The 24,429-nt window shown below is 73.5% G+C and carries 22 protein-coding genes and 3 pseudogenes; 14 read left to right on the forward strand and 11 right to left on the reverse strand.

The features are described 5' to 3' along the window. The first annotated feature begins 219 nt into the window (after positions 1–219). Positions 220–2,064 carry a sialidase family protein gene (locus IE245_RS18450; RefSeq protein WP_229851370.1) on the forward strand — a complete coding sequence of 615 codons (1,845 nt, stop codon included), beginning with the start codon at positions 220–222 and terminating at the stop codon, positions 2,062–2,064. A gap of 198 nt (positions 2,065–2,262) precedes the next feature. On the opposite strand, the gene IE245_RS18455 is transcribed toward IE245_RS18450, so the two are convergent. The 3 genes from IE245_RS18455 to IE245_RS18465 are packed head-to-tail and all read right to left on the reverse strand — an operon-like array spanning position 2,263 to position 5,743. Continuing rightward, the gene (locus IE245_RS18455) at positions 2,263–3,162 is read right to left on the reverse strand and encodes a PhzF family phenazine biosynthesis isomerase (RefSeq protein WP_189949009.1); all 900 of its coding nucleotides are present in this window, start codon (positions 3,160–3,162) and stop codon (positions 2,263–2,265) included. Next, on the reverse strand, positions 3,159–4,715 hold the full coding sequence (locus tag IE245_RS18460; protein ID WP_189948875.1) for a leucyl aminopeptidase: 1,557 nt from the start codon (positions 4,713–4,715) through the stop codon (positions 3,159–3,161). The genes IE245_RS18455 and IE245_RS18460 overlap by 4 nt, the downstream gene beginning before the upstream one ends. Then, complete coding sequence (locus IE245_RS18465; RefSeq protein ID WP_189948877.1) at positions 4,712–5,743, reverse strand: DMT family transporter; 1,032 nt, start codon at positions 5,741–5,743, stop codon at positions 4,712–4,714. The genes IE245_RS18460 and IE245_RS18465 overlap by 4 nt, the downstream gene beginning before the upstream one ends. Positions 5,744–5,846: 103 nt before the next feature. Between IE245_RS18465 and IE245_RS18470 the strand changes: the two genes are divergently transcribed. Continuing rightward, positions 5,847–6,737, forward strand: coding sequence for a LysR family transcriptional regulator (locus tag IE245_RS18470; RefSeq protein WP_189948879.1), 891 nt, complete (start codon positions 5,847–5,849; stop codon positions 6,735–6,737). A 1,311-nt stretch (positions 6,738–8,048) separates the two neighbouring features. Continuing rightward, positions 8,049–8,927 carry a hypothetical protein gene (locus IE245_RS18475; RefSeq protein WP_229851371.1) on the forward strand — a complete coding sequence of 293 codons (879 nt, stop codon included), beginning with the start codon at positions 8,049–8,051 and terminating at the stop codon, positions 8,925–8,927. Positions 8,928–9,157: 230 nt separating this feature from the next. On the opposite strand, the gene IE245_RS18480 is transcribed toward IE245_RS18475, so the two are convergent. The 4 genes from IE245_RS18480 to IE245_RS18495 all read right to left on the reverse strand — a co-directional run bounded on the left by IE245_RS18480 (position 9,158) and on the right by IE245_RS18495 (position 10,908). Then, positions 9,158–9,595, reverse strand: coding sequence for a nitroreductase family deazaflavin-dependent oxidoreductase (locus IE245_RS18480; RefSeq protein WP_189948881.1), 438 nt, complete (start codon positions 9,593–9,595; stop codon positions 9,158–9,160). Positions 9,596–9,764: 169 nt separating this feature from the next. Next, the gene (locus tag IE245_RS18485; protein WP_189948883.1) at positions 9,765–10,031 is read right to left on the reverse strand and encodes a DUF4235 domain-containing protein; all 267 of its coding nucleotides are present in this window, start codon (positions 10,029–10,031) and stop codon (positions 9,765–9,767) included. Beyond that, complete coding sequence (locus tag IE245_RS18490; RefSeq protein ID WP_189948885.1) at positions 10,028–10,501, reverse strand: DUF3618 domain-containing protein; 474 nt, start codon at positions 10,499–10,501, stop codon at positions 10,028–10,030. The genes IE245_RS18485 and IE245_RS18490 overlap by 4 nt, the downstream gene beginning before the upstream one ends. After that, complete coding sequence (locus IE245_RS18495; RefSeq protein ID WP_189948887.1) at positions 10,498–10,908, reverse strand: phage holin family protein; 411 nt, start codon at positions 10,906–10,908, stop codon at positions 10,498–10,500. The genes IE245_RS18490 and IE245_RS18495 overlap by 4 nt, the downstream gene beginning before the upstream one ends. 267 nt (positions 10,909–11,175) lie before the next feature. Between IE245_RS18495 and IE245_RS37045 the strand changes: the two are divergent. Together IE245_RS37045 and IE245_RS18500 are read left to right on the forward strand one after the other, a co-directional pair. Then, positions 11,176–11,472 (forward strand): annotated as a pseudogene (locus tag IE245_RS37045) (sugar kinase); the annotation flags it as partial. A 4-nt stretch (positions 11,473–11,476) separates the two neighbouring features. After that, the gene (locus IE245_RS18500) at positions 11,477–12,277 is read left to right on the forward strand and encodes an erythromycin esterase family protein (protein WP_229851373.1); all 801 of its coding nucleotides are present in this window, start codon (positions 11,477–11,479) and stop codon (positions 12,275–12,277) included. A gap of 266 nt (positions 12,278–12,543) precedes the next feature. Here IE245_RS18500 and IE245_RS18505 read toward each other — a convergent pair whose 3' ends face one another. After that, positions 12,544–13,008 (reverse strand): DUF6003 family protein, encoded by a 465-nt coding sequence (locus IE245_RS18505; protein WP_189948889.1) that lies wholly within the window; start codon positions 13,006–13,008, stop codon positions 12,544–12,546. Positions 13,009–13,412: 404 nt separating this feature from the next. On the opposite strand from IE245_RS18505, the gene IE245_RS18510 reads away from it, so the two are divergent. From IE245_RS18510 to IE245_RS18525, 5 genes and pseudogenes are all read left to right on the forward strand, one after another. Next, entirely contained in the window at positions 13,413–14,834 is a 1,422-nt protein-coding gene (locus tag IE245_RS18510; RefSeq protein WP_189948891.1) for a serine/threonine-protein kinase, read from the forward strand. A gap of 122 nt (positions 14,835–14,956) precedes the next feature. Next, positions 14,957–15,231 (forward strand): annotated as a pseudogene (locus IE245_RS37050) (SpoIIE family protein phosphatase); the annotation flags it as partial. 43 nt (positions 15,232–15,274) lie between these two features. Continuing rightward, on the forward strand, positions 15,275–15,622 hold the full coding sequence (locus tag IE245_RS37055) for an STAS domain-containing protein (RefSeq protein WP_373305346.1): 348 nt from the start codon (positions 15,275–15,277) through the stop codon (positions 15,620–15,622). 141 nt (positions 15,623–15,763) lie between these two features. Further along, positions 15,764–16,057, forward strand: a complete 294-nt coding sequence (locus tag IE245_RS18520) for an STAS domain-containing protein (protein ID WP_189948893.1) — start codon at positions 15,764–15,766, stop codon at positions 16,055–16,057. Next, positions 16,054–16,986 carry an anti-sigma factor RsbA family regulatory protein gene (locus IE245_RS18525; RefSeq protein WP_189948895.1) on the forward strand — a complete coding sequence of 311 codons (933 nt, stop codon included), beginning with the start codon at positions 16,054–16,056 and terminating at the stop codon, positions 16,984–16,986. Before IE245_RS18520 ends, IE245_RS18525 begins: the two co-directional genes overlap by 4 nt. Positions 16,987–17,572: 586 nt before the next feature. Here IE245_RS18525 and IE245_RS18530 read toward each other — a convergent pair. Next, complete coding sequence (locus IE245_RS18530; RefSeq protein ID WP_189948897.1) at positions 17,573–18,010, reverse strand: hypothetical protein; 438 nt, start codon at positions 18,008–18,010, stop codon at positions 17,573–17,575. Between the two features lie 1,064 nt (positions 18,011–19,074). Here IE245_RS18530 and IE245_RS18535 point away from each other — a divergent pair. After that, on the forward strand, positions 19,075–20,133 hold the full coding sequence (locus tag IE245_RS18535; protein WP_189948899.1) for a DUF6292 family protein: 1,059 nt from the start codon (positions 19,075–19,077) through the stop codon (positions 20,131–20,133). 77 nt (positions 20,134–20,210) lie between these two features. On the opposite strand, the gene IE245_RS18540 is transcribed toward IE245_RS18535, so the two are convergent. Continuing rightward, complete coding sequence (locus IE245_RS18540) at positions 20,211–21,461, reverse strand: HEAT repeat domain-containing protein (protein WP_189948901.1); 1,251 nt, start codon at positions 21,459–21,461, stop codon at positions 20,211–20,213. Between the two features lie 91 nt (positions 21,462–21,552). Continuing rightward, positions 21,553–22,197 (reverse strand): DUF6461 domain-containing protein, encoded by a 645-nt coding sequence (locus tag IE245_RS18545; protein WP_189948903.1) that lies wholly within the window; start codon positions 22,195–22,197, stop codon positions 21,553–21,555. Between the two features lie 264 nt (positions 22,198–22,461). Here IE245_RS18545 and IE245_RS38080 point away from each other — a divergent pair. The 3 genes and pseudogenes from IE245_RS38080 to IE245_RS18555 all read left to right on the forward strand — a co-directional run. Next, positions 22,462–22,761: pseudogene (locus tag IE245_RS38080) on the forward strand (LPD29 domain-containing protein); the annotation flags it as partial. A gap of 41 nt (positions 22,762–22,802) precedes the next feature. Further along, complete coding sequence (locus tag IE245_RS37060) at positions 22,803–23,486, forward strand: hypothetical protein (protein ID WP_229851374.1); 684 nt, start codon at positions 22,803–22,805, stop codon at positions 23,484–23,486. 96 nt (positions 23,487–23,582) lie between these two features. Continuing rightward, complete coding sequence (locus tag IE245_RS18555; RefSeq protein ID WP_189948907.1) at positions 23,583–24,338, forward strand: DUF3560 domain-containing protein; 756 nt, start codon at positions 23,583–23,585, stop codon at positions 24,336–24,338. Positions 24,339–24,429: the final 91 nt, after the last annotated feature.

Consider the following 24,429-nt stretch of genomic DNA (forward strand, 5'->3'; position numbering starts at 1 on the left):
GTAACGAGGTGTTCCTTCGTGTCGTCCCTGTCCGAGCGGCGCCCACCGGGCGCGTGCTGCTCCGCACCGACCACGTGGGTGTGCGCCCTTTCCTTCGCCGTCCTGGCCGCGGTCACCCTCGCCGTCACACCTCCCTCGCACGCGGCCGCGCCGGCGTCGAGCGCCCACACGAGGTCGTCGAAGGCCCACCCGAGGGCTACGGCTTCCCTCACGACGCACGTGCTCAACACGCCGTTCAAAGCGCGGGAGAACTACTTCTGCACACGGATTCCAGCCCTCGTCACCAGCACCGACGGCGTCCTCCTCGCCTTCGCCGAGGGCCGCACCCGGATGAGCGCGACCGGCTGCCACGATGTCGGCGACACCGACATCGTGCTCAGGAGGTCCTTCGACGGCGGTGCGCACTGGGAGGATCCGCAGGTCCTCGTCGGCGCGGGTGACGCGCTCGCGCACGGGAACCCCGCCCCCGTCGTGGACGCGGCCACCGGCCGGATCACCCTGCTGTACTCCAGCAGCGACTGGAACCGTGACGGGGCCGAGCCGAGCCGTGTCGGCTTCGCCCGGACCGTCCGCGCGGTCCACAGCTCGGACGGCGGAGCGACCTGGTCCCCGAGCGTCGCGCTGCCGCAGGCGAAGCCGTCCGGGTGGGGCTGGGTGTCCACCGGTCCCGGTCACGGCATCCAGCTCGTCTGGGGGCCGCACCGGGGACGGCTGATCGTGCCCGGAGACCACACGGCGGGAGGCGACAGGACCGCCGGGGCCCAGTTGTACTACAGCGACGACGGCGGTCTGACGTGGGCGCTCGGCGCCACGACCTCCGGCCTGAACACGCCTACCGCCTTCCCCGCCGAGTTGACGGTCGCGGAGACCACGGACGGCGACGTGTACGTCAACGCGCGCAACTCCGAGCCCACCCGCTGCGGCACCGGCGAGCACCGGCTGGAGACCACGAGCGCCGACGGCGGCGCTTCCTTCACCGCGCCCTTCACCCCCGTGGCGAACCTGGACACCTCCCCGACGTTCGGCTCGCTGCTGCGGCTGCACGCCCGGGACCTCGACGGCAAGCCCGACCGGCTGCTCTTCTCGGGGCCCTCGCGACTGGGCTCGAACACGCTGGAGGACCGGCGCGAACTGGCCGTCCGTTCCTCCTACGACGAGGGGAAGACCTGGCGGACCGCCGGCACCCTCGTCTCGGCCGGCCGCACCGGCTACTCCGATCTGACCCTGCTTCCGGACGGCTCGCTCGGTGTCCTGTACGAGACGGCCGGCACCGTTCCGCACGGCAGCCTCGTCTTCGCGGCCTTCACCGAGAAGAACATGGACGAGGCCGTGACCGAGCTGCGCCGCCCCCGGACCACCGACACCCGCGTACGTCCGCCCGGTGAACCCGGCAACCACGCGCTCATTCACGGCGGGGCGGTGCTCGGCGCCCGCCACAGAGGCAAGGCCATGGAGTTCGACGGCACGGACGACTACCTGCGACTCGTCTGCTCGCCGTCCCTGCGGGTCGAGGACCGGGACTTCACCGTCACGGCGTGGTTCCGGCACTCGGCCACCACCGGCACGCTGCCGATCGTCTGGGCGTACGGAACGCCGGGCACCGACCCGCTGAGGAAGGGCCGGCACTTCTCGATCCGGGCGGAGCCCGGAGCGGGCGACGTCCTGCGCGCCACCGTCGGCACCGACATCGGCTCCACGGAGGTGACGCTCCCTTCCTCGTACAACGACGGCACATGGCATCACGTGGTCCTCACCCGCGACGGCCTCACTCTCCGTCTCGCGGTCGACGGCGGCCCTCCGGCCACCGCCACCATGCGGCGGGGAACGTCGGCCGCGGACGGCAACGTCACCCCCGCGGGCGCGTTCAACATCCACGTCGGCGCCCGGCCCGACTTCCCGGACCAGCCGGCCGGGGTCGCGCAGCTCTTCCGCGGCACGCTGGACGACGTACGGATCTTCCGGGGCGCGCTGACCGCGGACGAGGCCGCCCGCGTGAAGAACGGCTCGCTCGACGTGGCGACCGACGACGAACGCCTCCGTCTCGGCTTCTCGACCATCTGGTAGAGCCCGTCCCCCCGGTCGGACCCCGCGGGGGCCAGGGCCGCTTCTCGGCCACCAAGCGCTGGGCCGGCCCACGACGTCCCGTACGTCGTCGTGCCTCCCCACCACCACAGGCCCTCCCCACCCCCGCGGGCCCTTCCCGGCGCGGCCTCGCGGGACCCATGACGGCCCGGGACGGCCGACGCGCCTCACGGGTTCGTCTCAGACCGGCAGTTCCGTGCGGAAGACCGTCGCCGCGGTGCCGCTGATCGACACGTCAGGGGCACCGGACGCCGTGGTCGCGACATCGACGCGGACGTCTCCGGGGCGGCCCATGGCGGCTCCCTGCCGCCCGGTGAAGGACAGGCGGCCGTCCGGCGCGGGCACGATGCCGTGCCGGAGGAGGTACGCGCCGAGGGGGCCGTGGCCGTTGCCGGTCACGGGGTCCTCGGGGATGCCGATCGCGGGGGCGAACATCCGCGACCAGGTGAGCAGGCGGGCGTCACCGGTGGCCCGGGTGAAGACGAAGAAGCCGTGGGTGCCGAGGGCGCGGCCGAGGGACGTCAGGGCGGCGGGATCCGGCCGCAGGGCGTCCACGGCGGCGCGGTCGCGCAGTGCGAGCAGGACCTTGGCGTGGCCTGTGGAGACGACCTGGACCGGCCCGTCCTCGGCGACGTCCCCGGGCGCGGCGCCGAGCGCGCGCAGCAGCTGTCCGACCTGGGGACCGTCCAGTTCCGGTCCGAACACGGCCGTTCCCTGGTGCATACGGATCCGTACGCGGTCCCCGTCACGGTCGACGCGTACGCGCTGCCGCAGGCCCGTGCCCGTCTTCTGCACCAGCGTGCCGGAGGGCAGTCCGTACTCGAGGGCGCGGGCGAAGTGGGTGGCGACGGTGGCGTGTCCGCACGTGGGCACCTCGGTGGTGGGAGTGAAGAACCGTACGCGCACGTCGTGATCGGGCGCGTCGGCGCGCAGGACGAAGGCCGTCTCGGAGTTGTTGAGTTCGCGGGCGACGGCGAGCATCTGGGCGTCGGCGAGGTGGTCGGCCCCGAGGACGACACCGGCCGGGTTGCCCCGGAAGGGAGTGGGGGTGAAGGCGTCGACCTGGTAGAGGATGCTCACCGGTCCTCCGTTCGGGGGAGAGGGGTGGTGTGCGAGAGGGGCCGGGCGGGGCCTTCGGCGTTCACCGCGTCGGCGGCGAGCTCGACGAGGGTGCGGACGGCGCAGCCGGTGCCGCCGCTGGGCGTGTGGCCGTGGGGGCGGCCTTCGTTGAAGGCCGGCCCCGCGATGTCCAGGTGGACCCATGGGATGCCGGCCGGGACGAACTCCCGCAGGAAGAGACCGGCCACCAGTCCGCCGCCCATCCGGGCGCCGTGGTCGGCGATGTCCGCCACCCGCGAGTCCAGACTGCTCCGCAGCTCCTCGGGCAGCGGCATCGGCCAGGCCCGCTCCCCCGCCTTCCGGGCGGCGGCCAGGACGCGTTCGCGCAAGACGTCGTCGCCCATCACCGCGAAGACGTGGTCGCCGAGGCCGAAGCGGGTCGCGGCGGTGAGCGTGGCGACGTCCACGATCGCGTCGGGCTGCTCCTCGGCCGCCCGTACGAGGGCGTCGGCGAGCACCAGACGGCCCTCGGCGTCGGTGTTGAGCACTTCGACGGTCCGGCCGCCGTACATCCGCAGGACGTCACCAGGGCGCAGGGCGGAGCCGGAGGGCATGTTCTCGGCCAGAGCGAGCCAGCCGGTGACGTTGACGGCGAGGTCGAGCCGGGCGGCGGCCAGCACGGCGGCGAGGACGGCCGCCGCTCCGGACATGTCGCGCTTCATGATCTCGTTGGAGCCGACGGGCTTCAGCGAGATGCCTCCGGAGTCGTAGGTGATGCCCTTGCCGACGAAGGCGAGCGTCGTCGTGGCGCGGGGGTGGACGTGGGCGATCCGTACCAGGCGCGGGGGCCGTACGGATCCCTGGCCGACGCCGAGGATGCCGCCGTGACCGCCGGCGGCGAGCGCGTGCTCGTCGAGCACCCGGACGTCCGGCCCGTGTTCCTGTCCCGCCGCGACCACCGTGGTGGCGAAGCTCTCGGGGTACAGGTCGTTGGCAGGGGTGTTGACGAGGTCGCGGGCGCGGTTCACCTCCTGCGCCACGACGCGGGCGCGCCCGACGGCGGCTTCCGCGACCGTACGGAGGACGCCGTCCACGAGGAGGGTCGCCTCGCGGACCGGCGGAGCGGGGCGGGCGGTCCGGTACGCGGTGAAGGCGTAGGCCCCGAGCAGGGTCCCCAGGGCCACCGCCGCCACGGCCTCACCGGTCCGGGCCGGCAGTGCCAGGGCGATCCGGTCCGCGCCGGCGAGGGTGCGCGCGGCCTCTCCGGCGGCGCGCCGCAGCGCCTCGGTGCCGTCACCGTGGCGGTCGCACGGGGCGGGCCCCAGACCGACGGCGAGGATCAGGGGGCCGGTGCTCTGCCTGGTTCCTGCGGGGGCGGGCAGGCGGAGCGTCTCCCCGGGAGCGCCGGTCGCCCCGAAGGCGCCGAGCAGGGCGGTCGGTTCGCCGCCGAACGTGGCGTCCGTCGCCGCCCCCGCTGCCGGGCGGGGCCCGTCGGGGGTCTGGATGACGCCGATCACGAGCCATTCGGCCGGTACGGACGCGGCGGGGGCGGTGGACACGGTCAGGGTGGTCACGGTCGTACGTCTCGTTCCTGGGGCGCGAGGCCGGGCCGGGGGCGGTGGGGGTCCGGGGGATGGGGGGTGGCCGGGGGTGCCGGGCGGTGTTCAGGCGCCGCGCGGGGGCCGGTGCCGGGGCGCGTGGTGTCCGGATGCCGGTCGGTGGCCGGTGCCGGGACGCGTGGCGCCCGCCGGGACAGGCCCACCCCGGCGAGCACGACGACCATGCCGAGGCCGGTCCGGAGGCCGAAGTCCTCGTGGAGTGCGACGACTCCCAGCGCGACGGAGACCACTGGGAGCAGATAGCCGACGGCGGCCGTGCTGGTGGCGCCTTCGGCGGCGATGTTCCGGTAGGTGAGGTGGAAGGTGACGCCGGTGGCGACGACTCCCAGGACGACGACGGCGATCAGCTGTCGCGGGGTGATGTCGACGGGGGCCGGGCCGCCGGCCGCCAGAGCGGGGGCGGTGAGGACGGTGGCCGCGAGGAGTTGGGCCGAGGACAGGGAGAGGGTCGGGATCCCCCTGCCGACCAGCCGGCCCATGACCAGGAAGCCGACGGCGTAGCTGCCCGCCGCGCCGACGACGGCGAGAGCACCCCGGCCGCCCGCCCCGGTCGCCTGCCAGGGCGCCGAGATCAGGACGACTCCGGCGAAGCCGATCAGGATCCCCGTGACACGGGACGGCCGCAGGCCACGCTCGGATCCGGTGGCCACACCGATCAGCAGGGACCAGAGGGGGGTGGTCGCGTTGAGGACGCCGGCGATGCCGGAGTCGATGCTCTGCTGGCCGAAGCTGAACAGGGCGAACGGCAGGGCGTTGCAGAAGAAGGCGGCGACGACGATCCGGCCCCAGATCGGCCGGCCGCGCGGCAGCAGCCGGCCGGAACCGAGGCAGATGGCCAGCAGGGTCACCGACCCGAGCAGGCACCGCGCGAACGTCACCTGCGTCGGGGCCAGGGCTTCCAGGGCCACCTCGATCCAGAGGAACGTCGATCCCCACAGGAGGGCGAGCAGGGCGATCCTCACCCCCGTCCGCGTCCTGTCCATGACACCGTCCACTGTCATCTCCTTGGTCAGCCGTCTTGAACGGTGCCGTACTCCTTTCGGAAGGACAAGAAAAAGGTTCTACCCTTTCGTTAAGCTGCTCTACATGATTGATGTGAGGCGCATGCAGGTCCTCCGCGCCGTGATCACCAGCGGTTCCGTGACGGCGGCGGCGACACACCTCGGCTACACCCCGTCCGCCGTGAGCCAGCAGATCTCCGCCCTGGAGCGGGAGACCGGGAGCACCCTGCTGGAACGCGTCGGCCGGGGCGTGCGGCCGACGGAGGCCGGACTGCTGCTCACGCGGTACGCGGCGGTCATCAGCGAGCACCTCGCGGAGGCGGAGACGGCGCTGGCCGATCTCCGCGCCGGGCGCGAGGGCCGGCTGACCCTCCGTTACTTCGCCTCCGTCGGCCCGACCCTGCTGGCACCCGCCCTGGCTCGCGTACGCCAGGAGCACCCCGGGGTGGTGATCGACCCCCGCCTGGCCGATCCGGACCACGCTCTGACGGAGGTGATCCAGGGCGAGGCCGATCTGGCCGTCGTCGTCCGGCCGCCGGACGACGCGCGGCCGGGCATCCGTGTCGTCCATCTGCTCGACGACGCGTACCGAGCCGTTCTGCCCGGCGGGCATCGCCTCGCCGCGAAGCGGGTGGTGGACCTCGCCGATCTGGCCGGCGAACCGTGGGTCGGCAGCGAACCCCCCGGCCCGTGTCTCGCTCCGCTCGTCGACGCCTGTGCCGCGGCGGGCTTCAGCCCGGATTTCGCGGCCACCTCGGAGGACTACGCGACCGCCCAGGGCTTCGTCGCCGCTGGTCTCGGCGTCAGCCTCATCCCGGCCCTCGGCCTGAGCGCCCGTCACCCCGGCGTCGTCGTCCGGCGGGTCCGCCACCCCGAACCCGTCAGGGCGATCCACGCCGTGGTCCGGCGCAGTTCGCTGGAGCAGCCGGTCCTGCGCGCGCTGCTCGACGCCCTCAGGGACGCGGCCGGGGGATGACGGCCGGAGCGCCAGGCGGGGCTTCGACGACGCGCCCCGGTCCTGCGCGGCATGCCCCGACCGCGCCGTACGGGCCGGTGGACCCGCGCAACGCCCCGGGGCAGGCCCGCGCCCGGCCCGCCGTGCCGCCCTTTCCGCGGACGCCGCGCGGACATCGAACGGAGATGCGAATTTTCGTGAGGCGTACGCCGACGACCAGGACGAGATCGATACCCAAGCTGCCGTCGAGCTGTACCCAGACCTCCCGAAAAAGGGCGTCGCGGGCGGATGTCCGGAGAACTCGTCCGGGTGACGGGGGAGCGGCGGCCGGGTGGTGGCGGGCAGGTCCGGGCGGACCGGCCCGTACGGGGGCCGGTGCCGAACGAGGGCGCCGGCGGTGAAGCGTCCGGCGATCGTGTGCCACCCGCGTCCGAGGGGGAAGACCGACGTGATCGCTGCCGATGGGCGGCAGGCGGTGCGGTGCCGGCGGTGGGGGAGGACCTGGCCGCCCTGCGTCACCCCCCGGCTCTCGACCACCGCACTGCCTATCGCGCGGCTCCTGCCGAACGCGAAGAGGATCAGGCTCTCGGCGCTCCGGAGGCCGACCGCCGTGCCCGCACCACCGAACTCGACTCTCTGCGCGGCGGCGCCACCGTGACCCAGGCCGAACACGCTCTGGACCACGCCGATACCACTGTCGCGGCGCTGCCCGCCTTCGGCGTGGACACCGACGGCGTTCACACCGCCGGCCCCTCCAGGCCGACCACCCTGCCCGGGACAACGCCCCTGACACAGGCCGGGCCTACGTACGCCAGGAGCACACGGAGCGGACCCTCGCCGAGCGCACCGTCCTCTCCAGCACCTGACTCACTCTTCGGCCGGGCCTGCCCGAGGGCGCGGTTCCAGCCGGGGGTGGGAGGGGGAAGCGGTTCGAGCGCCAGACACGCGGTGGAAGGGGCCTGTCCGCGCGGGAGCCGGTACGGCCATGTGTTCCGCAGGTGATGGGCGCCGGTTTCGATACGGGGAGGGACAGGAACCGGCGCCGACCGTCGGAGCGGCGGTCCTGCACGCCGCCCCGCCACGACCGTACGAGCCCTGTGCCCGGGGGCAGTTCCTGATGACCCACCAGGGATCTGATCGCTGTAGCGGGGCTCCGGATCGAACGGAGGGGCCAGGGCGTTCGGGGTTTCCGACGGGCCGCGGCGAGACGGCCGGCCGTTGGTGCCCTCGGGGGACATCCGGTGAGGGATCCGACGGTCGAGCGAGGTGTCCCCTCATCCTCGGAGAAGAAGACCGGACCCGGGCCGGTCCGAACGGTTCGGAAAGGGCACCGTGTCGATCCGTCCGACCATCGTCCTGAAAGCATTGACCGGGGTGACGGCGCTGCCGCTCCTCGCGCTGGTCGCCCCCGCGCTGGTCGCCCCCGCGCGGGGAGAGCCGCCCGCCGCACCGCCGGCCCCGGCGGCCGGGGAGCCCGCCACGCTCTGCGCACCGGCCGGGACCCTGCGCGGCGTGGACGGCGCGTACGCCCAGATCGGTCTGTGCGCGGACAGCGGCGGTCCGCGGCTCACCCTCTCGGCCCCGGCCTCCTGCGGACGCGCCGGCTCACGCACGACGTACGGCTGCCGCACCACCGGCACCTGGACGGCCCGCCACGCCGGGAACACGCTCACCGGAACCCTCCCCGGCCCGGCCGAACACCCCGGCCCCGGCACCTATGACCTCACCGCCACCGTCCGCATCCAGTCACAACCCGCCGGCGTCGACCTCCAGGGCACTGTCCAGGCCTCCCTGACGCTGACCGTCCCCCGGCCAGAACCCACCCACACCGTCACGGTGAACCGCACGACCCTGCGCCGGGCAACCACGACCACGCTCACCTACACCATCCGCCGGGACAGCGAGGACGGCGACGGCAGCGCCCGGTTCGGCCTGATCGGCGAAGAGGCGTCCGGCGCACGCATCTCCACCACCGACCCCCGCTGCGTCAACCCGCTCGTCGGCCACCACCCGCAGACGGCCCGCCTCCCGCACGCGCTCGACTGCGCCCTCACCACGCTCCAGCCCGGCCGTCCCGAAAAGGTGACGGTCCACGTCTCCCTGGGGCCCGAGTGCTCCACCGTGGTGTCGAAGCTCGGCTACTGGATGCCCGACGGCCAGACCCTGTACACCGGCGGCATGCTGCCAGGGCCGAAGCTGACCTGCGTCTGACGAGCTGATGCGTCATCGCGGTGGAGGCGTGTTCGCCTGATCGGGGTTGTGGTCACGTGTGGGCGGGTGCGGCCGGAGACGGGGCCGGCGATGGCCCCAGGACCCACCGGTACCGCTTGCTCGCGGTCTTCTGCTTCCCGCGCACCCGGGGACGGCCGCCCTCGCTGAAAACCTCGACGTCTCACGCCCACCGCGCCCCGGATCGTCAGGGGGCGACGGATACCGGCAGGTCAGTTGATCGGCTCGGCGACGAAGAGGGGGATTTCCCGCTCGGCCTTGAGCTGGTAGTCGGCGTAGTCCGGGAAAGCCCTGACGGCCCTGTCCCACCACTCCTGCCGTTCCCCGCCGGTGACGAGGCCTGCTCTCATGTCCCACTGCCGCGTCGCGTCACGCAGCACGATCCGGGGCGAGGCGACGAGGTTGTGGTACCAGACGGGGTGCTTCGCGGAGCCACCGTTGGAGGCGACGAGCGCGTACGCGCCTTCGTGCTCCACCCGCATCAGCGGGGTCTTGCGGAGTCTGCCGCTCTTCGCGCCGACGCTCGTCACGAGTACCACCGGCAGGCCCCGCATGGTCGTTCCCCGGGTCCCGCCCGACGACTCGTACAACTCCACCTGGTCCCGCACCCACTGTGACGGGCTGGGCTCGTACACCCCATCGAGCGGCATGCCGCATTCCTCTCGTCGTCCAGTGGCGGCCGGCCTCTCCGGAACGCGCCACTCCGCCCACTTCACCACGTCCGGTGCCGGTGCCACCACCCGATGACGTCGGACGTACCCCGCCACCGCGCACGCCGCTCGGAGCCTCCGGCGCGCACGGCGGCGGGGAAGCGGAACCTCAGGCCGGCCACGTACCCGTCAGCCGGCGGGTCGCGATGGCTCCGGAGCGGTCCACGGCAGCCCTGACCACCGCGAAGATCGCACCTTGGACCGCCGCGGCCAGCAGGATCTCCGGCCAGTCCCGGCCCTCGTCCTTGGCGTCGGGTGCGTCGTCCTCGTCGGCCATGACCTTCCACACGCGCCTGAAGGCGGCGCTGGCGAGGAGACCGCCGCCGAGCCCGAGCGCCATGCCGATCGGCTTGTACACCGCCTCGACGCGCTTCATCGCCGCCTCCGGTTTCCCCGCAGCAACAGCAGTGCGGCGACCGCGACGGCGGCGGCCACGAGGACCGCCCCCCGGTGGTCGCGCGCCGCCGCGGCGGCATGCTCCGTGCCGTCGCGCACCGTCTTCGGGGCCTTCGCCTCGATCTCCGCCGCCTTCTCGCGAAGCTGGTCGCCGACGAGCGCGGCGCGAACGACCGCCTGCTCCTTGACCTCGGCGGCATGCTCCTTGAGGACGGCGGCCTTCTCCTTGGCCTGCTCGGTGACCTCGACCGCCTTCACCTTCGCCTGGTCCTTCGCCTCGGCCACCATCTCCTTGACCTCGGCCGCCTTCTCCTTTGCCTGGGCCTTGACGTCGGTCCTGGCCGCCAGTTCCTCCACGGTCCTGCCGAGTTCCTCGCGGGTGTGCGCGATGCGCACGCGCAACTCCTCAGGAGTGGGAGCCGAACCCCCGCCCTCGCTCTGATGGCTCATCGGTGTGCCTTCTCCTTGATCTCGGCCACATCGGCCTTGACGCTCTCGACGGTCTGCTCCGGCACCGGGGGGACGGCCCGCTCGATCTGCTTCCGCCCCGCGATGCCCATCACCGTCGCCACCGCACCCAGCACGGCGCCGACGACCAGCGCGGACGCCCACACGGGCAAGGCCAGAGCCAGTGCCGCGATGCCGGCCGCGATCAGCGCTTGGAGGGCCAGAAAGCCGACCAGACCCGCCCCGCCGAAAAGACCGCCACCCCGGCCGAACCGCCTGCCCTTCCGTGTCAGCTCCGCTCTGGCCAGCCGCATCTCCTCCCGGACCAACTCGGAGATCTGCCCGGACGCGCGTCCCACCAGGTCGCCCATCGAGTCGCCGCTGCCCGGCTGCCGTTCGACGGCGCTCATGGCATCGTCTCCTTCCCTCCACGAACCTCTCCGTACGGTCAGACCCCTCCGCCGCGCCCCGACGGTGCTCCGCAACCCCTCGCGAGACACCCTCCCGGCCGCCCACAAGGGCCTTGGCGCGCGCTTACCCAGCCCTCTGGCGCTCATCCCCCTCCGTCCGGCACGCCGCCCCCCCGGCACCACCGAGCTCTGCGCTGCTCCGGCCGCCCCACCAGGAACGCCCACGGGACGCCACCCGGCGGCCGGGAAGAGGCTCACGCGCGACGGATGACGGCCCGACCCGACATCTCCCACCAAGCGCCGCCTCCCCCCGCTGCCGCGAGGCAGCGGACCCCTTTCCCACGCCCGCCCGGGCGACCCGGCCGATCTCTTCCGCTTCTGGGAGGCGGTCGGGGGGCGCCCGTCTCCCAGGAGACGGGCCTCGTCATCGCGGACGGCCTCGCCGCCTCGCGCGGCGGACGCCGCTCGCACCGCGTTCGCCTCACCCCCGGTCTGCGCTTCCTCGGGGCCGACACCGGGGCGACGTCCATCGACGCGGGCGTCACCAACGTCGCATGGGAGGTGTGAAGTGACCGCCGCCCCGGCCGCCTTCGCCACTGTCCCGCCCGCTGTGTCGGTCTCCGCCGGCGCCGCTGTGCCCGCCGGCCCGGAGGAGGCCGACGCGTTCCGCTCCCCGGAGACGGCACTCGACCGGACGGCCCACCCGCTGCGCACCACCGAGCCCCGCGGAGGCACGGCCGACCTTCGCCCGTTCGGCCGGATGGTCGGCGACGCCCGGGTGGTGGGCCTGGGCGAGGCCACCCACAGCTCGCACGAGTTCCTCACCCTCAAGCACCGGCTCCTGCGGTACCTGGCCGAGGAGAAGGGCTTCCGGGCCTTCGCCCTCGAAGGCCCGTGGAGCACCGGACTGCGCCTCGACGCCTACCTCCTGCGCGGCGAGGGCGACTTGGAGCAGATCATGGACGAGGAGTTCCAGGGCGCCTACCGGTGGTGGAACAACGCCGAGTACCGCGCTCTGCTCCAGGGGATGCGCGCGTACAACGTCGAGCACCCGAAGGACCCGGTCCGCTTCGTCGGCGACGACGGAGGGTGCGCCGGTGCCGAGCTGTATGACAGGGTGAACGCCCATGCGACCGCGGCCCGTCCCGGAATCGTCCCGCGGCTCGCCGACCTGTACCGGGGCCTGCGGCCCGCCACCGACGCCGAGACGTACGTCGACGCCTACCTGTCGAAGCCGCCGGCCGAACGCAAGGAACTCGCCGAGCGGACCGGCCGGGCACTGGCCCTGCTCGAGCAGCGGCCCGGCAAGCCGCTGACGCCGGCACGCAAGCCTGGGCCGTCCAGCACGCCGCCGCCACCCATCGGATGACCACGCTGTACGCGTTCGACGTCGGGATTCGGACAGTGCGCGGACCAGCCCGCCCCGCGTCAGCCCGCCCCGTGTGATCGCACCCCTTGCCCCTCACCCCGCTGAACCCGGCCCTCACGTCCCTCCCCCTCGTCGTCCGCCCGGGCGGGGTGGGGGGAGGGGGAGGAGGGTCTGTCCCTTGATCGGTGGCGGGGTGCGCTTGCCGAGCCGGTCTTCCACCTGCCGGAGCCTCGTACGCGTCTCCTCGGTCGTCATGTCTCCCCCCATCACCGCTGTCGCGGACCGGGATCCGACGGACGGCCCCGTCCCTGCGCCGCCACCGACGCCACGGTCCGGGGGTCCTCACCGGTGAGTTCGACGATGCGGTGCGGCGGAACCCCGGCGGCCGCGGCCCGCGCCAGCAGGGCGTCCCGCTCGCCCGCACAGTCGCGGTAGGCCACCAGCTCTTCCTCCACGCGGGCGAGGGCGCCCGGCACCAGCGCGTGGCGCAGTCGGTTCAGCTCGTCGTCGTCCAACGGGACGGGCAGCTTCTCCGCCCCGTCGGGGATGGCGCCCGCCTCCTCCGGCGGCAGCAGCCGGGCGTTGGGGGAGGCGGCGGTGACGCCGTGCGCGTCGAGCCAGGCCCGTACGGCGGGCGTCTCCAGGCACGCCAGGTCTCCCGCGGCGGTGACGGAGACGCCCAGCGGGACTGCCGGGTCGTCCACGAGGAACAGGTGGGCGTCGTCGGTCATGCTCGTCTCCTTCGTAGACGCGAGGGTCGTGTGTCGTCCTCGCCTACCCCCTCCGGCGCGAGCCATCGCGGCTGCGGTCGCCTTCGTCCACGGCGCGCCGTTCCCGGGCGCGCCGCCTTCCCGCCCGGCATCCGGTGCCGGTCGCCCGCCACCAGCCGGTAGGAGGCGCCGACGGCCCACCGCGCCGGAGGCAGCGCGAGCGGCGCCCCTGGCGGCGCCCGTCTCCGGCCCCTGCACGGCACGGCCCTCCTTTCCACGAGGCCGCGTGCGGGAGGGGATGCCCGGCGGTTGAGCGGGCACACGTGCACGGTGCTCGCATCCACGCGGCCGGGTATGCCATCGGCAGCGCACTCGTGGGCGGGCGGACGACGGACAGGTGGCAACAGGACGCAGGGAGCGCAGTGATGAAAGTCCGCTCGTGGCCGATCCGACCGGACCTCCGGCTCACCGCCCACGTGGTGGCCGGCCGCTACCGGCTCGACGACCTGCTGGGCCGCGGCGGCGCCGCCGACGTGTACGAGGGCATGGACCTGCGCCTGCGACGGCAGGTCGCCGTGAAGGTCTTCCGCCCGGACGGTGTCGCCGGCACGGAGGAACGGTCCGACGACGAGGGCCGGCTGCTGGCCCGGCTGCAACACCCCGGCCTGATCACCGTGTACGACTGCGGCCGGGACGACGGAACGCCCTACCTGGTGATGGAACTGGTCAGGGGCACGACGCTCCGCCGGCGGATCGCGGCGGCCGTGCTGGCGCCCGCCGAGGCGTGCCGCATCGGAGCAGCGCTGGCCTCGGCGCTGGCCCATGTGCACGAGGCCGGAGTCGTCCACCGCGACGTCAAGCCCGCCAACATCCTGCTGGACGAGGCGGGCGCCCCCCGCCTGACGGACTTCGGCATCTCCCGGCTGCTCGGCACCACGGCCCGGACCGTGACGGGCGCGGTGGTGGGCACCGCCGCGTACATGGCTCCGGAGCAGGTGCTGGGCCGGGGCGCCGGGCCGGCGGCGGACGTCTACAGCCTGGGACTGGTGCTCATCGAGTCGATCAAGGGTGAACTGGAGTACGACGGGGCGCCGCTGGAGGCCGCGATCGCCCGCCTGAACCGTCCCCCGGTCATCCCGCCGGACATACCGGCGGCGGTCGCCGAACTGCTCGAAGCCATGACCGACGCGGACGAGAGCCGCCGACCGGACGCCCGGGCCTGTGAGCGCGCCCTGACCGCCTTGGCGTCGGAGGCTCTCGTGGGAGCGGCCGATGTGCCCGGGGCTCCGCCCCTGAGCGGGGAGGACGAAGCCGGCGGGCGGAATCGGGCCGTTCCGGGGCCGGACAGGGCGGGCGCGGCAGTGAGTGCCACCGGCATCCAAGCCGCCGCCCCCGCACACGGAGGGCCGCTGCCCGCACGCGCTCCTTCCGATCGGCCCGCCTCCCGCCGGGCCGGCAGAATGCTGGTGACCGCCGGCGCGGCACTGACCGTCTTCGGCGTCGGGCTGACCGGTTCGGCGGGCGGGCCGTCCCCCGGGGCGGAGGACGCCGGGCCGGTTCCGCCCCGCCCCGCCACGATCGAACCGGCCTCCCCGGTCGCCTCGCCCGCTCCGTCGGCCGGAGCCGCCGCCCCCGCGTCCACGCCGCGGCCCCCCTCGTACGCCGGAGACCGGCGGACCACCGGCTCCGAGAGCACGGCGGCCGACAGGGGGAAAACGCCGGCTCCCGGCGTCTCGGAGCGGCAGCGCGGCCGTGCGACCCGTCCGGAATCAGCCGGACAGGCCCCCCGGAAGGGCGAGACGCGGCCGGGGAAGCCGAAGCCGGCCAAGGGCAGGCACGCGCGATGACACCGCCGCGGCTCCCGGCGTGCACGCTGCCTGACGGAGCGTCAAATCGTCGCCCCGCCGACCCCCCGGACCGTCGAACGCGTCATTGACCTCGTGTCCGACGGCCTGCGGGAACGCATCGCTCCGCCCCCTTCACCACCGCCACCACCACCGGCCCCGGCGACACCCCCTCCTCCACACCGACGGGCTCACCGAGGCCCGCACCGGCGCGGACCGCACCAGCCTTTTCGGGGACGAAGCGCTGCTCGCCTTCGCCACCGCGCACGCCGGCAACCCGCCCGAGACCCTCGCCGACGCCCTCACCGGCCTCCTGAAGGACTTCGGAGACGGCCTCGACGACGACACCGCGCTGCTCGCCCTCGGCACGCCCGCCCCGCCACGAGAAACCCCGCATGAGCCTTCTGAAGATCACCACCCGAGACGCCGCGACCGGTCCCGTCATGGAGATCGTCGGCGATCCGGACTGCGCCCACGCGCCCGAGCTGCGCCGGGAACTCGACGCCCTCGCCCTGCGACCGGGGGAACGACTCGTCCTTGACCTGTCCGGCATGACGTTCCGCGACTCCAGCGGAATCACCGCCATGATCGCGGCCCGCAGCCGGGCGGAAGCGTCGGGAGCCGGGCTGCGCGCTCGCCGCCGTACCGGACTCCACCCTGCGCGTGCTGCGCATCGCGGGCCTGGACCAGATCTTCCCTCTCTACTCCGATCGCGCCTCCGCCACCGCCACCGGGTAGGCACCGGTCGTCGGCCGGGCGAGCGGGGTTGTCCGCGGACGGCGGTACAGTGACGGCCGGGAAGAGCCTTCTTGTGCCGGTGGCGGGCTCGGACTGCCGGTGGACGGCTGACGGATCGAAGGAGTTCCGGCGTGGGAGCCCGACGTGCGAAAGGCGGGTGGGGCGCGGCTGTTCCGCAGAACACCGCCTTGGAGGTGAACCCGTTGTCCGACCGTCCCGGCATACGTGTCCACGGAGAGATCAGTGAGGTCACGCGTCCCTCCTGGGAGCGCGCGCTCACCGAGCTGTCCCGGCATCACCAGGACGTCTCCTACCTGGAGCTGTCGGAGGTGGCCTTCGTCGACGTCGCAGGAGTCACGGCGCTCGCCGTGACCGCGATGGACTTGGCGGACGGGCGGTTCGTGATCGAGGCGCCGCCGCCGCAGCTGTCACGGGTCCTGGAACTGTTCTGGCCGGACCTGGACCGGATCGAGGTGACATCGGGATGACCTCGGAGACCACTGACGGGGCGTTCGTCCACCCCGCCCTCTTCTACCGCGACGAGCACGAGTACGTCCGGCGGACGGCCGCCTTCCTGACGGAGGGCCGCGCCCACGGAGAACCGATGGCCGTCGCGGTCCCCGGCCCCAATCTGGAGCTGATCAGGACCGCGCTGGGCGCGGACGCCGAGGGCATCCTGTTCCTCGACATGACCGAGGCAGGCCGGAACCCGGGACGGATCATCCCCCGGGTGCTGCGGGGCTTCGCCGACGCCCACCCCGGCGGCCGGGTCCGGATCATCGGCGAGCCCGTCTGGGCGGGCCGGTCCGAGACCGAGTACCCGGCGTGCGCACAGCACGAGGCGCTGATCAACGCCGCGTTCGAAGGCCGGGCGGTGACGATTCTGTGCCCGTACGACGAGACCGCGCTGACCCCGGAGGTGCTGGCGGACGCACGGGCCACCCACCCGCTCGTCATGGACGGCGACGGACGGCAGGAAGCGAGCGACGCCTACGACTGGCGGGCGGTGGTGGACCGTTACAACCAGCCGCTGGTACGCCCGGCGGACGCCTCCGCCTTCTCCTTCGGCGGACAGGACCTTCCCAAGGTCCGCCACTACGCCGTCGCCCGCGCGTCGGAGCTGGGTGCGGCGGGGGCGCGGCTGATGGACCTGGAACTGGCGGTGGCCGAGCTGACCACCAACAGCGTGGTCCACGGCGGGGGCAGCGGCACCCTCGCGGTCTGGACGGAGCCCGGCCGGCTCGTGTGCGAGGTCCACGACGGAGGCCGCCTGCCCGACCCCCTCGCGGGCCGCAGGCCCCCCGAGCCGGGCCAGATCGGTGGTCGTGGCCTGATGCTGGTCCATTACGTGACGGATCTGGTCCGCCTCCACACGACGGCCGAGGGCACGACCGTGCGGTTCTACCTCGACCTGTGACGGCAGGGGCGGCCCCGAAAGGCCGCCCCTCTCCCCCCTTCCACGTGGTACGCGGCCAGGCGCCGGAAAGTCCCGCCGAACGTCCCGGCCGCTCGACGCACCGCCGGCCCCGAGTCCCAGCCGGAGGCACAGAGAACCCGCGTGACGCACGCCTTCACCATGGCTCCCGCCCTGCTGCCGGTCTTCCGCGCCGCCCTCGCCGACCTCGGCGTCACCTGGGCCTGAACTCCGCTCTTCCCGCAGGCTCTACCCTGCCTACGGGCCCCGGGGCCGACTGGTCGTCCCCCGCCGCCCGACCGGGCTGTCCCCCGCCACCCCGGCGGGGGACAGGCCCTTTTCATGCCGCCTCCGGGCCCGGCCGGCTTCCCTCGCCCCGCCCGCGGCCCCTGCCGGCCGGCCCCGCCCCACGAAGTACCCGCACCTTCTCCGGGCGTTGTCGCATACACCCGCACGGGTGAACTTCTCCCTCGCGTACGCGAGCGCGGTTCCAGCGGCCCGCCCCGAACACCCCCGGTACCAACCCCATTGGCGCAAAACAGCTCAATACCCCATCTTTCAGGCGAACCCGTTCTGTGTGGGGGCACCATCACGACGAAGGAGCCCACGGATGCCCAAGACCAAGGCCGACTACGTTCCCCAGCGGCTGCCCGCCCACCTGGGCTTCGAGCAGTGGCGCTTCGACCGCGCCCTCGACCTCGGACTCATCCCGCCCGCCGACACCGACGACGGCCGACGCTGGACTGCCACCACCGTCGACGCCGTCGCGGCCCGCGCCGCAGACATCCGCGCGGCCACCGGAACCCTGCCCGACATGGGCGCCACCCGCGCCGCCGACCTGCTCGCCGAACGCTTCAGCACCGCGGTCGACGCCGACACCATCCGGGAACTCGCCCGCGCCGGCCACATCCCCCACGCCGACTGGTACAAGCACCACCGCCTCTACGACGGCCTCGCCCTGGAACGCTTCACCGACCGCGACGCCCTGCAGCGCGCCCACCGCGACGGCCGGCTCCTCGACCGCCACCAGGCCGCCCCAGCACCTCGGCATCCGAGCCGCCGACCTCGACCACCTGACCCGCTCCGGCTTCCCGCGCGCCACCACCCGCGTCCGCAGCCGCTACCAGTCCCGCCGCTCCGCCCCCGCCATCGCCCTCTACCGCCGAGGAACCCTCGACACCCTCCTCGCAGACCCCGCGATCGACTGGGACACCGTCCGCGCCACCCCCAAGGGGCGACGCTCCCTGCTCGCGGCTCTGCCGAGCCGGAACGCGGACGAAGGGGGAGACAGCGGTACGGCGTGAACGCGCGGCCGCCCCGTTCTCCCGGACGGGAACGGCCCGTCCCGGCAGCGCTGGCACCGGCAACGAAAGCGGCCGGCGCCCACTTCCGCCGAGGCGGGTGGCAAGGGCGCCGGCCAACCGAAAACACACACTCCGGGAGACCCGAGAGGCGTATCTCGCTTCCGAGTGTATCCGCCCGGCACGGTGCGGCGGTCCTCCGCCGCTTGCCGATAATGATGTAAACTTGGTAATGTTTTTTTGATGGCGGGTGGTGGCAGCCCGCGCGGCACCGGATGCGCCCACTCACCTTTCGGAGGCCTCATGTCCTTCCCCGACACGTTCCCCGTCGGCCGCCAGGCCCCGCCCGAGTCCGCGACCGGGGCCGGGGCCGGCGTGTCGGTGTGGCCGGCCACCGCCGGCGCGGCGGCGGCCGAACTCGCCCGGCTCGCCGGCCTCCTGGCCGCGGCCGGCGTCACCGTCGTCCCGGCCGGCGGCACGCTCGCGATCCCTCACCTCGTCTGCGGCCCGGGCGACACCGCCGGTGTCCGGGTGCGCACCACCGGCCGCGCCCCGCATGCCTTGTACGTCATCGCCGCCGGCCGCATCACCCCCCCCACCCGGGCGCGGACAGTGCCTTCGCCCACCTCCAGCCGCTCCTGCAGGCGGCCGCCCGGCCCTGCGACGGATGCGGCGCCGGGGCCGGAGAGCCGTGCAACTCGCGTTGCCTGCCCGACCCCTCGACCGCCTGACCCATCCCGCCGGCGGGGTGCCATGCGCACCCCGTCACCCCTGACAGAGGAAGACGAAGATGATCCGCGCCGGACGCTTGAAGTACGTCCAGACCATGGCCGACCTGGCCGAGGCCCTGGGCAAGTCCCTCGGTACCGTCCGCAACACCCGGCCCTACGCCGCGGAAGGGCATCCGGCGCCGATCAGCTCGCCCACCTCCCGCGCCCAGCTGTGGGACGCGGAGCAGACCGCGGCCTACTACGCCGGCAAGCCCGTCCCCGAGCTGCCCCGGACCGACGACGACGAGGACCTGCTGGACCGCCACGAGGCCGCCGAGCTCCTGGGCGTCAAGCCGGTCAGCTGGAACACCTACAAGCAGCAGGACCCCGACCTGATCGACGGCATGGTCCTGGTGCCCGAGGGTCCGCAGGGCACCGAGCACTGGCCCCGCCGCCTGGTCCTGGCCTTCAAGGACAAGCGCCCCGGCCGCGGCGCCGGCGGCGGCCGCCGCCAGGGGAGCGGCGACATGATCCCCCGCGACCAGATCCTGCCGCGGATCGCCGAGTTCCTGGACGCCGATCCCACCGTCACCGTGGAGACCGTCGCCGAGGCCCTGGGCATCACCAAGTTCCCCACCACGCAGACAGGCCTGGTCACCCTGCGCGGCCGGCGGATCGCCGACCTGGTCGAGGCCGAACCCGGCCTCGACCCGAAGGGCGCCGCCCTCGGACTGGGCTACCCCACCACGACCCACCGCGGCGCACTCAAGGTCGCCGAGCAGGAACTGCACGCCCGCCGCGTGACCCCCTACCTGCAGCGCGTCGCGGACGTTCTCGCCGAGGCCGGCGTCGCCCAGCAGGCCCAGGTCGAGGTGCGCCGGCAGGCAGAGGGCGGCCAACTCGCCGCCGCCGTCCTGCTCGAAGACGGCCAGCCGGCGCCGGCCCTGGTGTGGGACGACCGCTTCGGCTGGCGAACGGCCACCAGCCGACGCCACCCGATCGGCAAGTACACCGACACCGCCCCCGAGGGCGAAGGGATCCGCTACCTCGGCATCGGCCCGCGCCCCGAGCCCGAGGAACTCCTCGACGCCCTGCGCGACAGGCGCAAGGGCACCAAGCGCCCCCACCCCGCGCCCTGACGCAATCCACGGTGGCCCGCGGCGAGCGGCCTTCCTGCTCCTGAAAACTCCTTACCCGCGGCGCGGGGGACGGCGCCTCAGGCCGCGCGGCCCGCACCGGTGAAGGACTGCAGGGCCTCCTGCGTGTGCGGAAGACCGCGCTCCCGCAGCCGGTCCGCGGACGAGCGGACGAGCCAGTCGTGCCGGTGGCCGGCGAGATCGCCCAGCAGCTGCCGCTGCGCCGTTGTCAGGTCGGCGTAGCGGGGCGCGGGGTGCGGCTGCGGAGTGGGGAAGAGTTCCTCGATCGCCCTGCGGGTGCGGAACCCGTAGTGGTCCCAGACGACGCGGGGGAGGCATGCGTCGAGCGTCTCGCGCACGACGGCCGGGTCCGGGCCGGGCGGAAGGGCCTGAAGGGTGCGCTCGATGTGGGCGTGGAGGTCGCCCTCGCAGTAGTCGGTCACGCGTTCGAACGAGTGGCGGGCCGCGGCGGCGAGTTCCGCGACGGCGCGGTCGACCAGGCCGGGGTCGGCGGGCGCTTCGTCGAGGCCGACGAGGCGGATGAGGGCGGTGGCCGCGGCCCACCGCACCAGCGGGTCTTCGGCCTCCAGGTACGGGGTGATGTCCCGGGCCATGGAGGAGGGGCCGAGGAGGCCGGCGGCGAGCAGCGCGGTGGCCGCGGTGACCGGGTTCTCGTCGTGTGCGGCAAGGGTGGTCAGGCGGGGCAGGGAGGTGGCGACGAACTCGGGGAACCAGGCCAGGAGGTAGGCGATCCGGCTCCGCAGACGGGCGTCGTCGTCATCGAGCAGGACCAGAAGGCCGGGGAGCTCGGCCAGGACCGCGTCGTAGGACTGAAGCGCCGACCACCGCGAGTCGGGCGAGTTGCCGGCCGCCACCCAGTCCCGCAGTTCCTGCGCCCGTGCGCGCTTGTCGGGGTCCGTCGCGGCGGCCACCTCCTCGTCGTACCAGGGAAGGAGCTGCTCCGGTCCGACCTCCGCCGCGGCCGCACGCCATCCGGTCACGTTGATGCCGGTGGTCACGTCGTACTCGTCGTGCCAGTCCACCGCCAGGCGGGTCAGCAGCCACATTGCCTCCTCGCGGGCGGCCGCGGGCCCCGCGACGGCGATCCTCGCGAGGAACGGCACGGCGACCGGAGAGGCCGAATACCGGCTGCCCTGATGAAAAATGCTGCTGAACAGGCTTCTGAAAGCCTGCTCCCGCGCCTCGTCGTCGCTCCCGCACAGGGTGCGTATATGCCCTGGGACGTCCTCGGCCGACCGGTAGGCGTGCGACAGGCTCGCCCAGTCCGCATCGTCCAGCCCGACCAGCAGCTTCTCGTACTCGTTGATCATCGAGGAAGGATGGCAGGGGGCACTGACACGGCCTCGGCGGTCCAGGTGAGCCGGCGGCCGTCGGTACCTGTCCAGATGGTCTTCGCCATCTTCAGGCAGGCTGCTCCGGCACGTGCCCGAAGTGGTACTCGGCGCCCTTGAGGAGGTCCTCGGTCAGCCGTACGCCCGTCAGCCGTTCGGTGAGGGCGAGAACCGCTGCCTTGGTGTCGGTGCTCGGGCCCGCGCCCTCCTCGTCCTTCACCAGGTCGAAGCCGATTTCCCGCATGACCGGGACCAGCTCGTCGGGGGTGCTTCCGTACCTGGTCGTGGGCCATTCGAAGCCGGTCCTCAGCTCACCGTTCACGTACCAGTCGAAGAGGTCCATCGGCTTGCCGCCGTTGGTGGAGTGCGACACGGCCTGCCCGTTCAACGACAGGGCCGGGAGGAACCTGGACATCCCCACGCCCCCGTTGAAGTCGAAGACGAGCGTCCAGTCGCCGGCCGTGCCCGGAACGGCGAACGCACCCGCGATGAACGAGTCGTCCCAGTAGTCCGTCTCGTCACGATGCTCCAGGTGCTGTTCGACCAGCGAGCCCAGTCCCATGCCCGTCCCCTGCGGCTCGGCCTCCATGAGGCGCAGCACGTCGGCGGGGGAGATGCCGCGGACAAGGGCCAGGCCGTATCCGCTGGCCATCGCGTCGGAGAAGATCCGGGAGGAACGGATCCAGGCGTAATCGTGTGCAGTCACCAAAGTCATGCACCGCAGTCTGCCTTCCAGCACCGACACGCTTTCCTTCAGCCCTGCCAGTCGGGTTCGTGCGCATTTCTGGGAGTGAAGTCGCGTCGGACGGGAAGCGGGGCGCGCCCGGTCTGGCGGCGTTCGCCGGGCGCAGGTCTGCTCACGGCGGCGTGTTTCGGAGTGGACGCGATGTCTTTTAATCTATATAGTTGTCTCGTTGGTCGGCGGTGGCAGCCGGCCGCGAACCGAAATCACGTTCTCACCTGTGAGGGAGACCTCCGCATGACCCGGTACATCGAGACCAGGCACGTGTCCGCCGAGCTCCGCCGCCGCCTGAAGACGGCCTTCCCCGGAGCCAAGTTCTCCGTGCGCACCGGCACCGGAACCGGCTCCGCCTGGATCTCCGTCAGCTGGTCCGACGGCCCCGGCACGGACGCCGTCGACCAGGTCGCCGCCCCGCTCCACGGCGCCCACTGGGACGGCTGCAGCGAGTCCTGCGTCCAGACGGACAACGAGCTCACCGTGACCGTGGACGGTGAGCAGCTCACCGGCAAGCCGCTCGTGGACGGCATCTCCACCCACCGCGACTTCTCGGACGAGGTCCTCGCCGAGGCGAAGGCCCTGTGGTCCGCCGCCTTCGACGGCGCCGCCCCGGACACCGCGGCCGGAATGCACGGCGTCGCCGTCGTCGAGGGGAAGACCGTGCGCGAGGGCTGGGCCCCGAACCAGGTCCGCTCCATCGCGCAGGACATCGTGGCCCCGAGCGCTGGGCGGCCGCCCAGGCCACCGCCCCCAAGGCCCCGGCCAAGACGGCGCGCAAGACCCGCCGCCCGGCCGCCGCCAAGGCCTGCGCCCCCGCCGGAATCACCGTCGCCTGCACCGCCGAGGAGGGCACCACCGCCACCGGCACGACGTTCGGCGACGGCGCCGCCCCGATCCTGCGCGCCCACGGCTTCGACTGGAGCCGCAAGGCCGCCTGCTGGTACGTCAAGGCAAGCCAGAACGACCAGTCCGGAGCCGCGCTGATCGCCGCTCACGCGGCCGCCGAGGCCCTGCGGGCGGCCGCCATCACAATCACCGCCGACCTTCCGCACCTGCCCGCCGGCACGGCCCTTCCCGCCGCTCCCGCCCCGGTCCTCGTCGAGGAGGATCCCGGCGAGGACGACGTCCCCGAGGACTTCACCGGCATCGTGATCCGCCACACCCGCGCGGGCGGCACCCTCGCCGAGGGCACCGCCCGGGGCGAGGGTACCGCCGGGATCCTCAAGGCCCGCCGCTTCCGCTGGTCGCGCACCCTCGACTGCTGATGCCTGCCGCACTCCCGCGACAAGGCCGCGAACCGCTCCGACCTCGACGCCACCGCCGACGCGCTGCGGGCGGCCGGGCACACCGTCCACGTCACCGTGCGCAACGACATCGCCCACGGCTTCGACGAGGCCGAAGCCGACCGCGAGGCCCGCGCCGAGCGCTTCGGCGAGCGCGCCGACCGGGCGGCCGGCGCCTCCAAGGCCGCCTTCGCCCAGGCCCGCCGCATCGGCTCCGCCATCCCCTTCGGCCAGCCCGTCCTCGTCGGCCACCACTCCGAGCGCCGCCACCGCCGCGACCTCGCCCGGATCGACAGCAGCATGCGCAAGGGCGTCGAGCAGGACAAGCGCGCCGAGCACTACACCCACCGTGCCGCCGCGGCCGCCTCCTACGAGCAGCACCGCAAGGACCCGGCCCGCACCCTGCGCCGCCTCAAGGAGCTTCAGGCCACCCTGCGTGGACTGGAGAAGCTCCTTGCCGGCGAGCCGGCGTTCGGCTCCTCGTGGGACATCACCAAGCCGGAGAACGTCGCCGAACTCACCCGCCGCCACACCGGGACCGCCGAGGAGATCACCCACTGGCGAGCCGTCATCGCGAAGGCGGAGGCCGACGGGGTCAAGCTCTGGTCCGCGGCCGACTTCACCCAGGGTGACTACGCCCGCTCGCGCGGCCGCTGGTACGAAGTCCTCCGGGTCAACAGGGCCTCGCTGACCGTTTTCGGCGGCCCCGACATCCAGCCCGTCATCGACCGCAGCACCCGGACCTACTCCTGGGACGACCGCATCCCGTACGACGAGATCACGGGCCGCATGAGCGCCCAGGACATGACGGCCCGCCTGGCCGCCAGGAGCTGACCGGCAGCACGGCGGCCGGGCCCCGGCATTCCGGGTCCGGCCGCCGCCCTTGTGCGCGGTGCCTGCACAGCTGCGGCGGTGCAGGCACCCC

This window comes from Streptomyces roseolus (assembly GCF_014649855.1).
Taxonomy (GTDB): Bacteria; Actinomycetota; Actinomycetes; order Streptomycetales; family Streptomycetaceae; genus Streptomyces; species Streptomyces roseolus.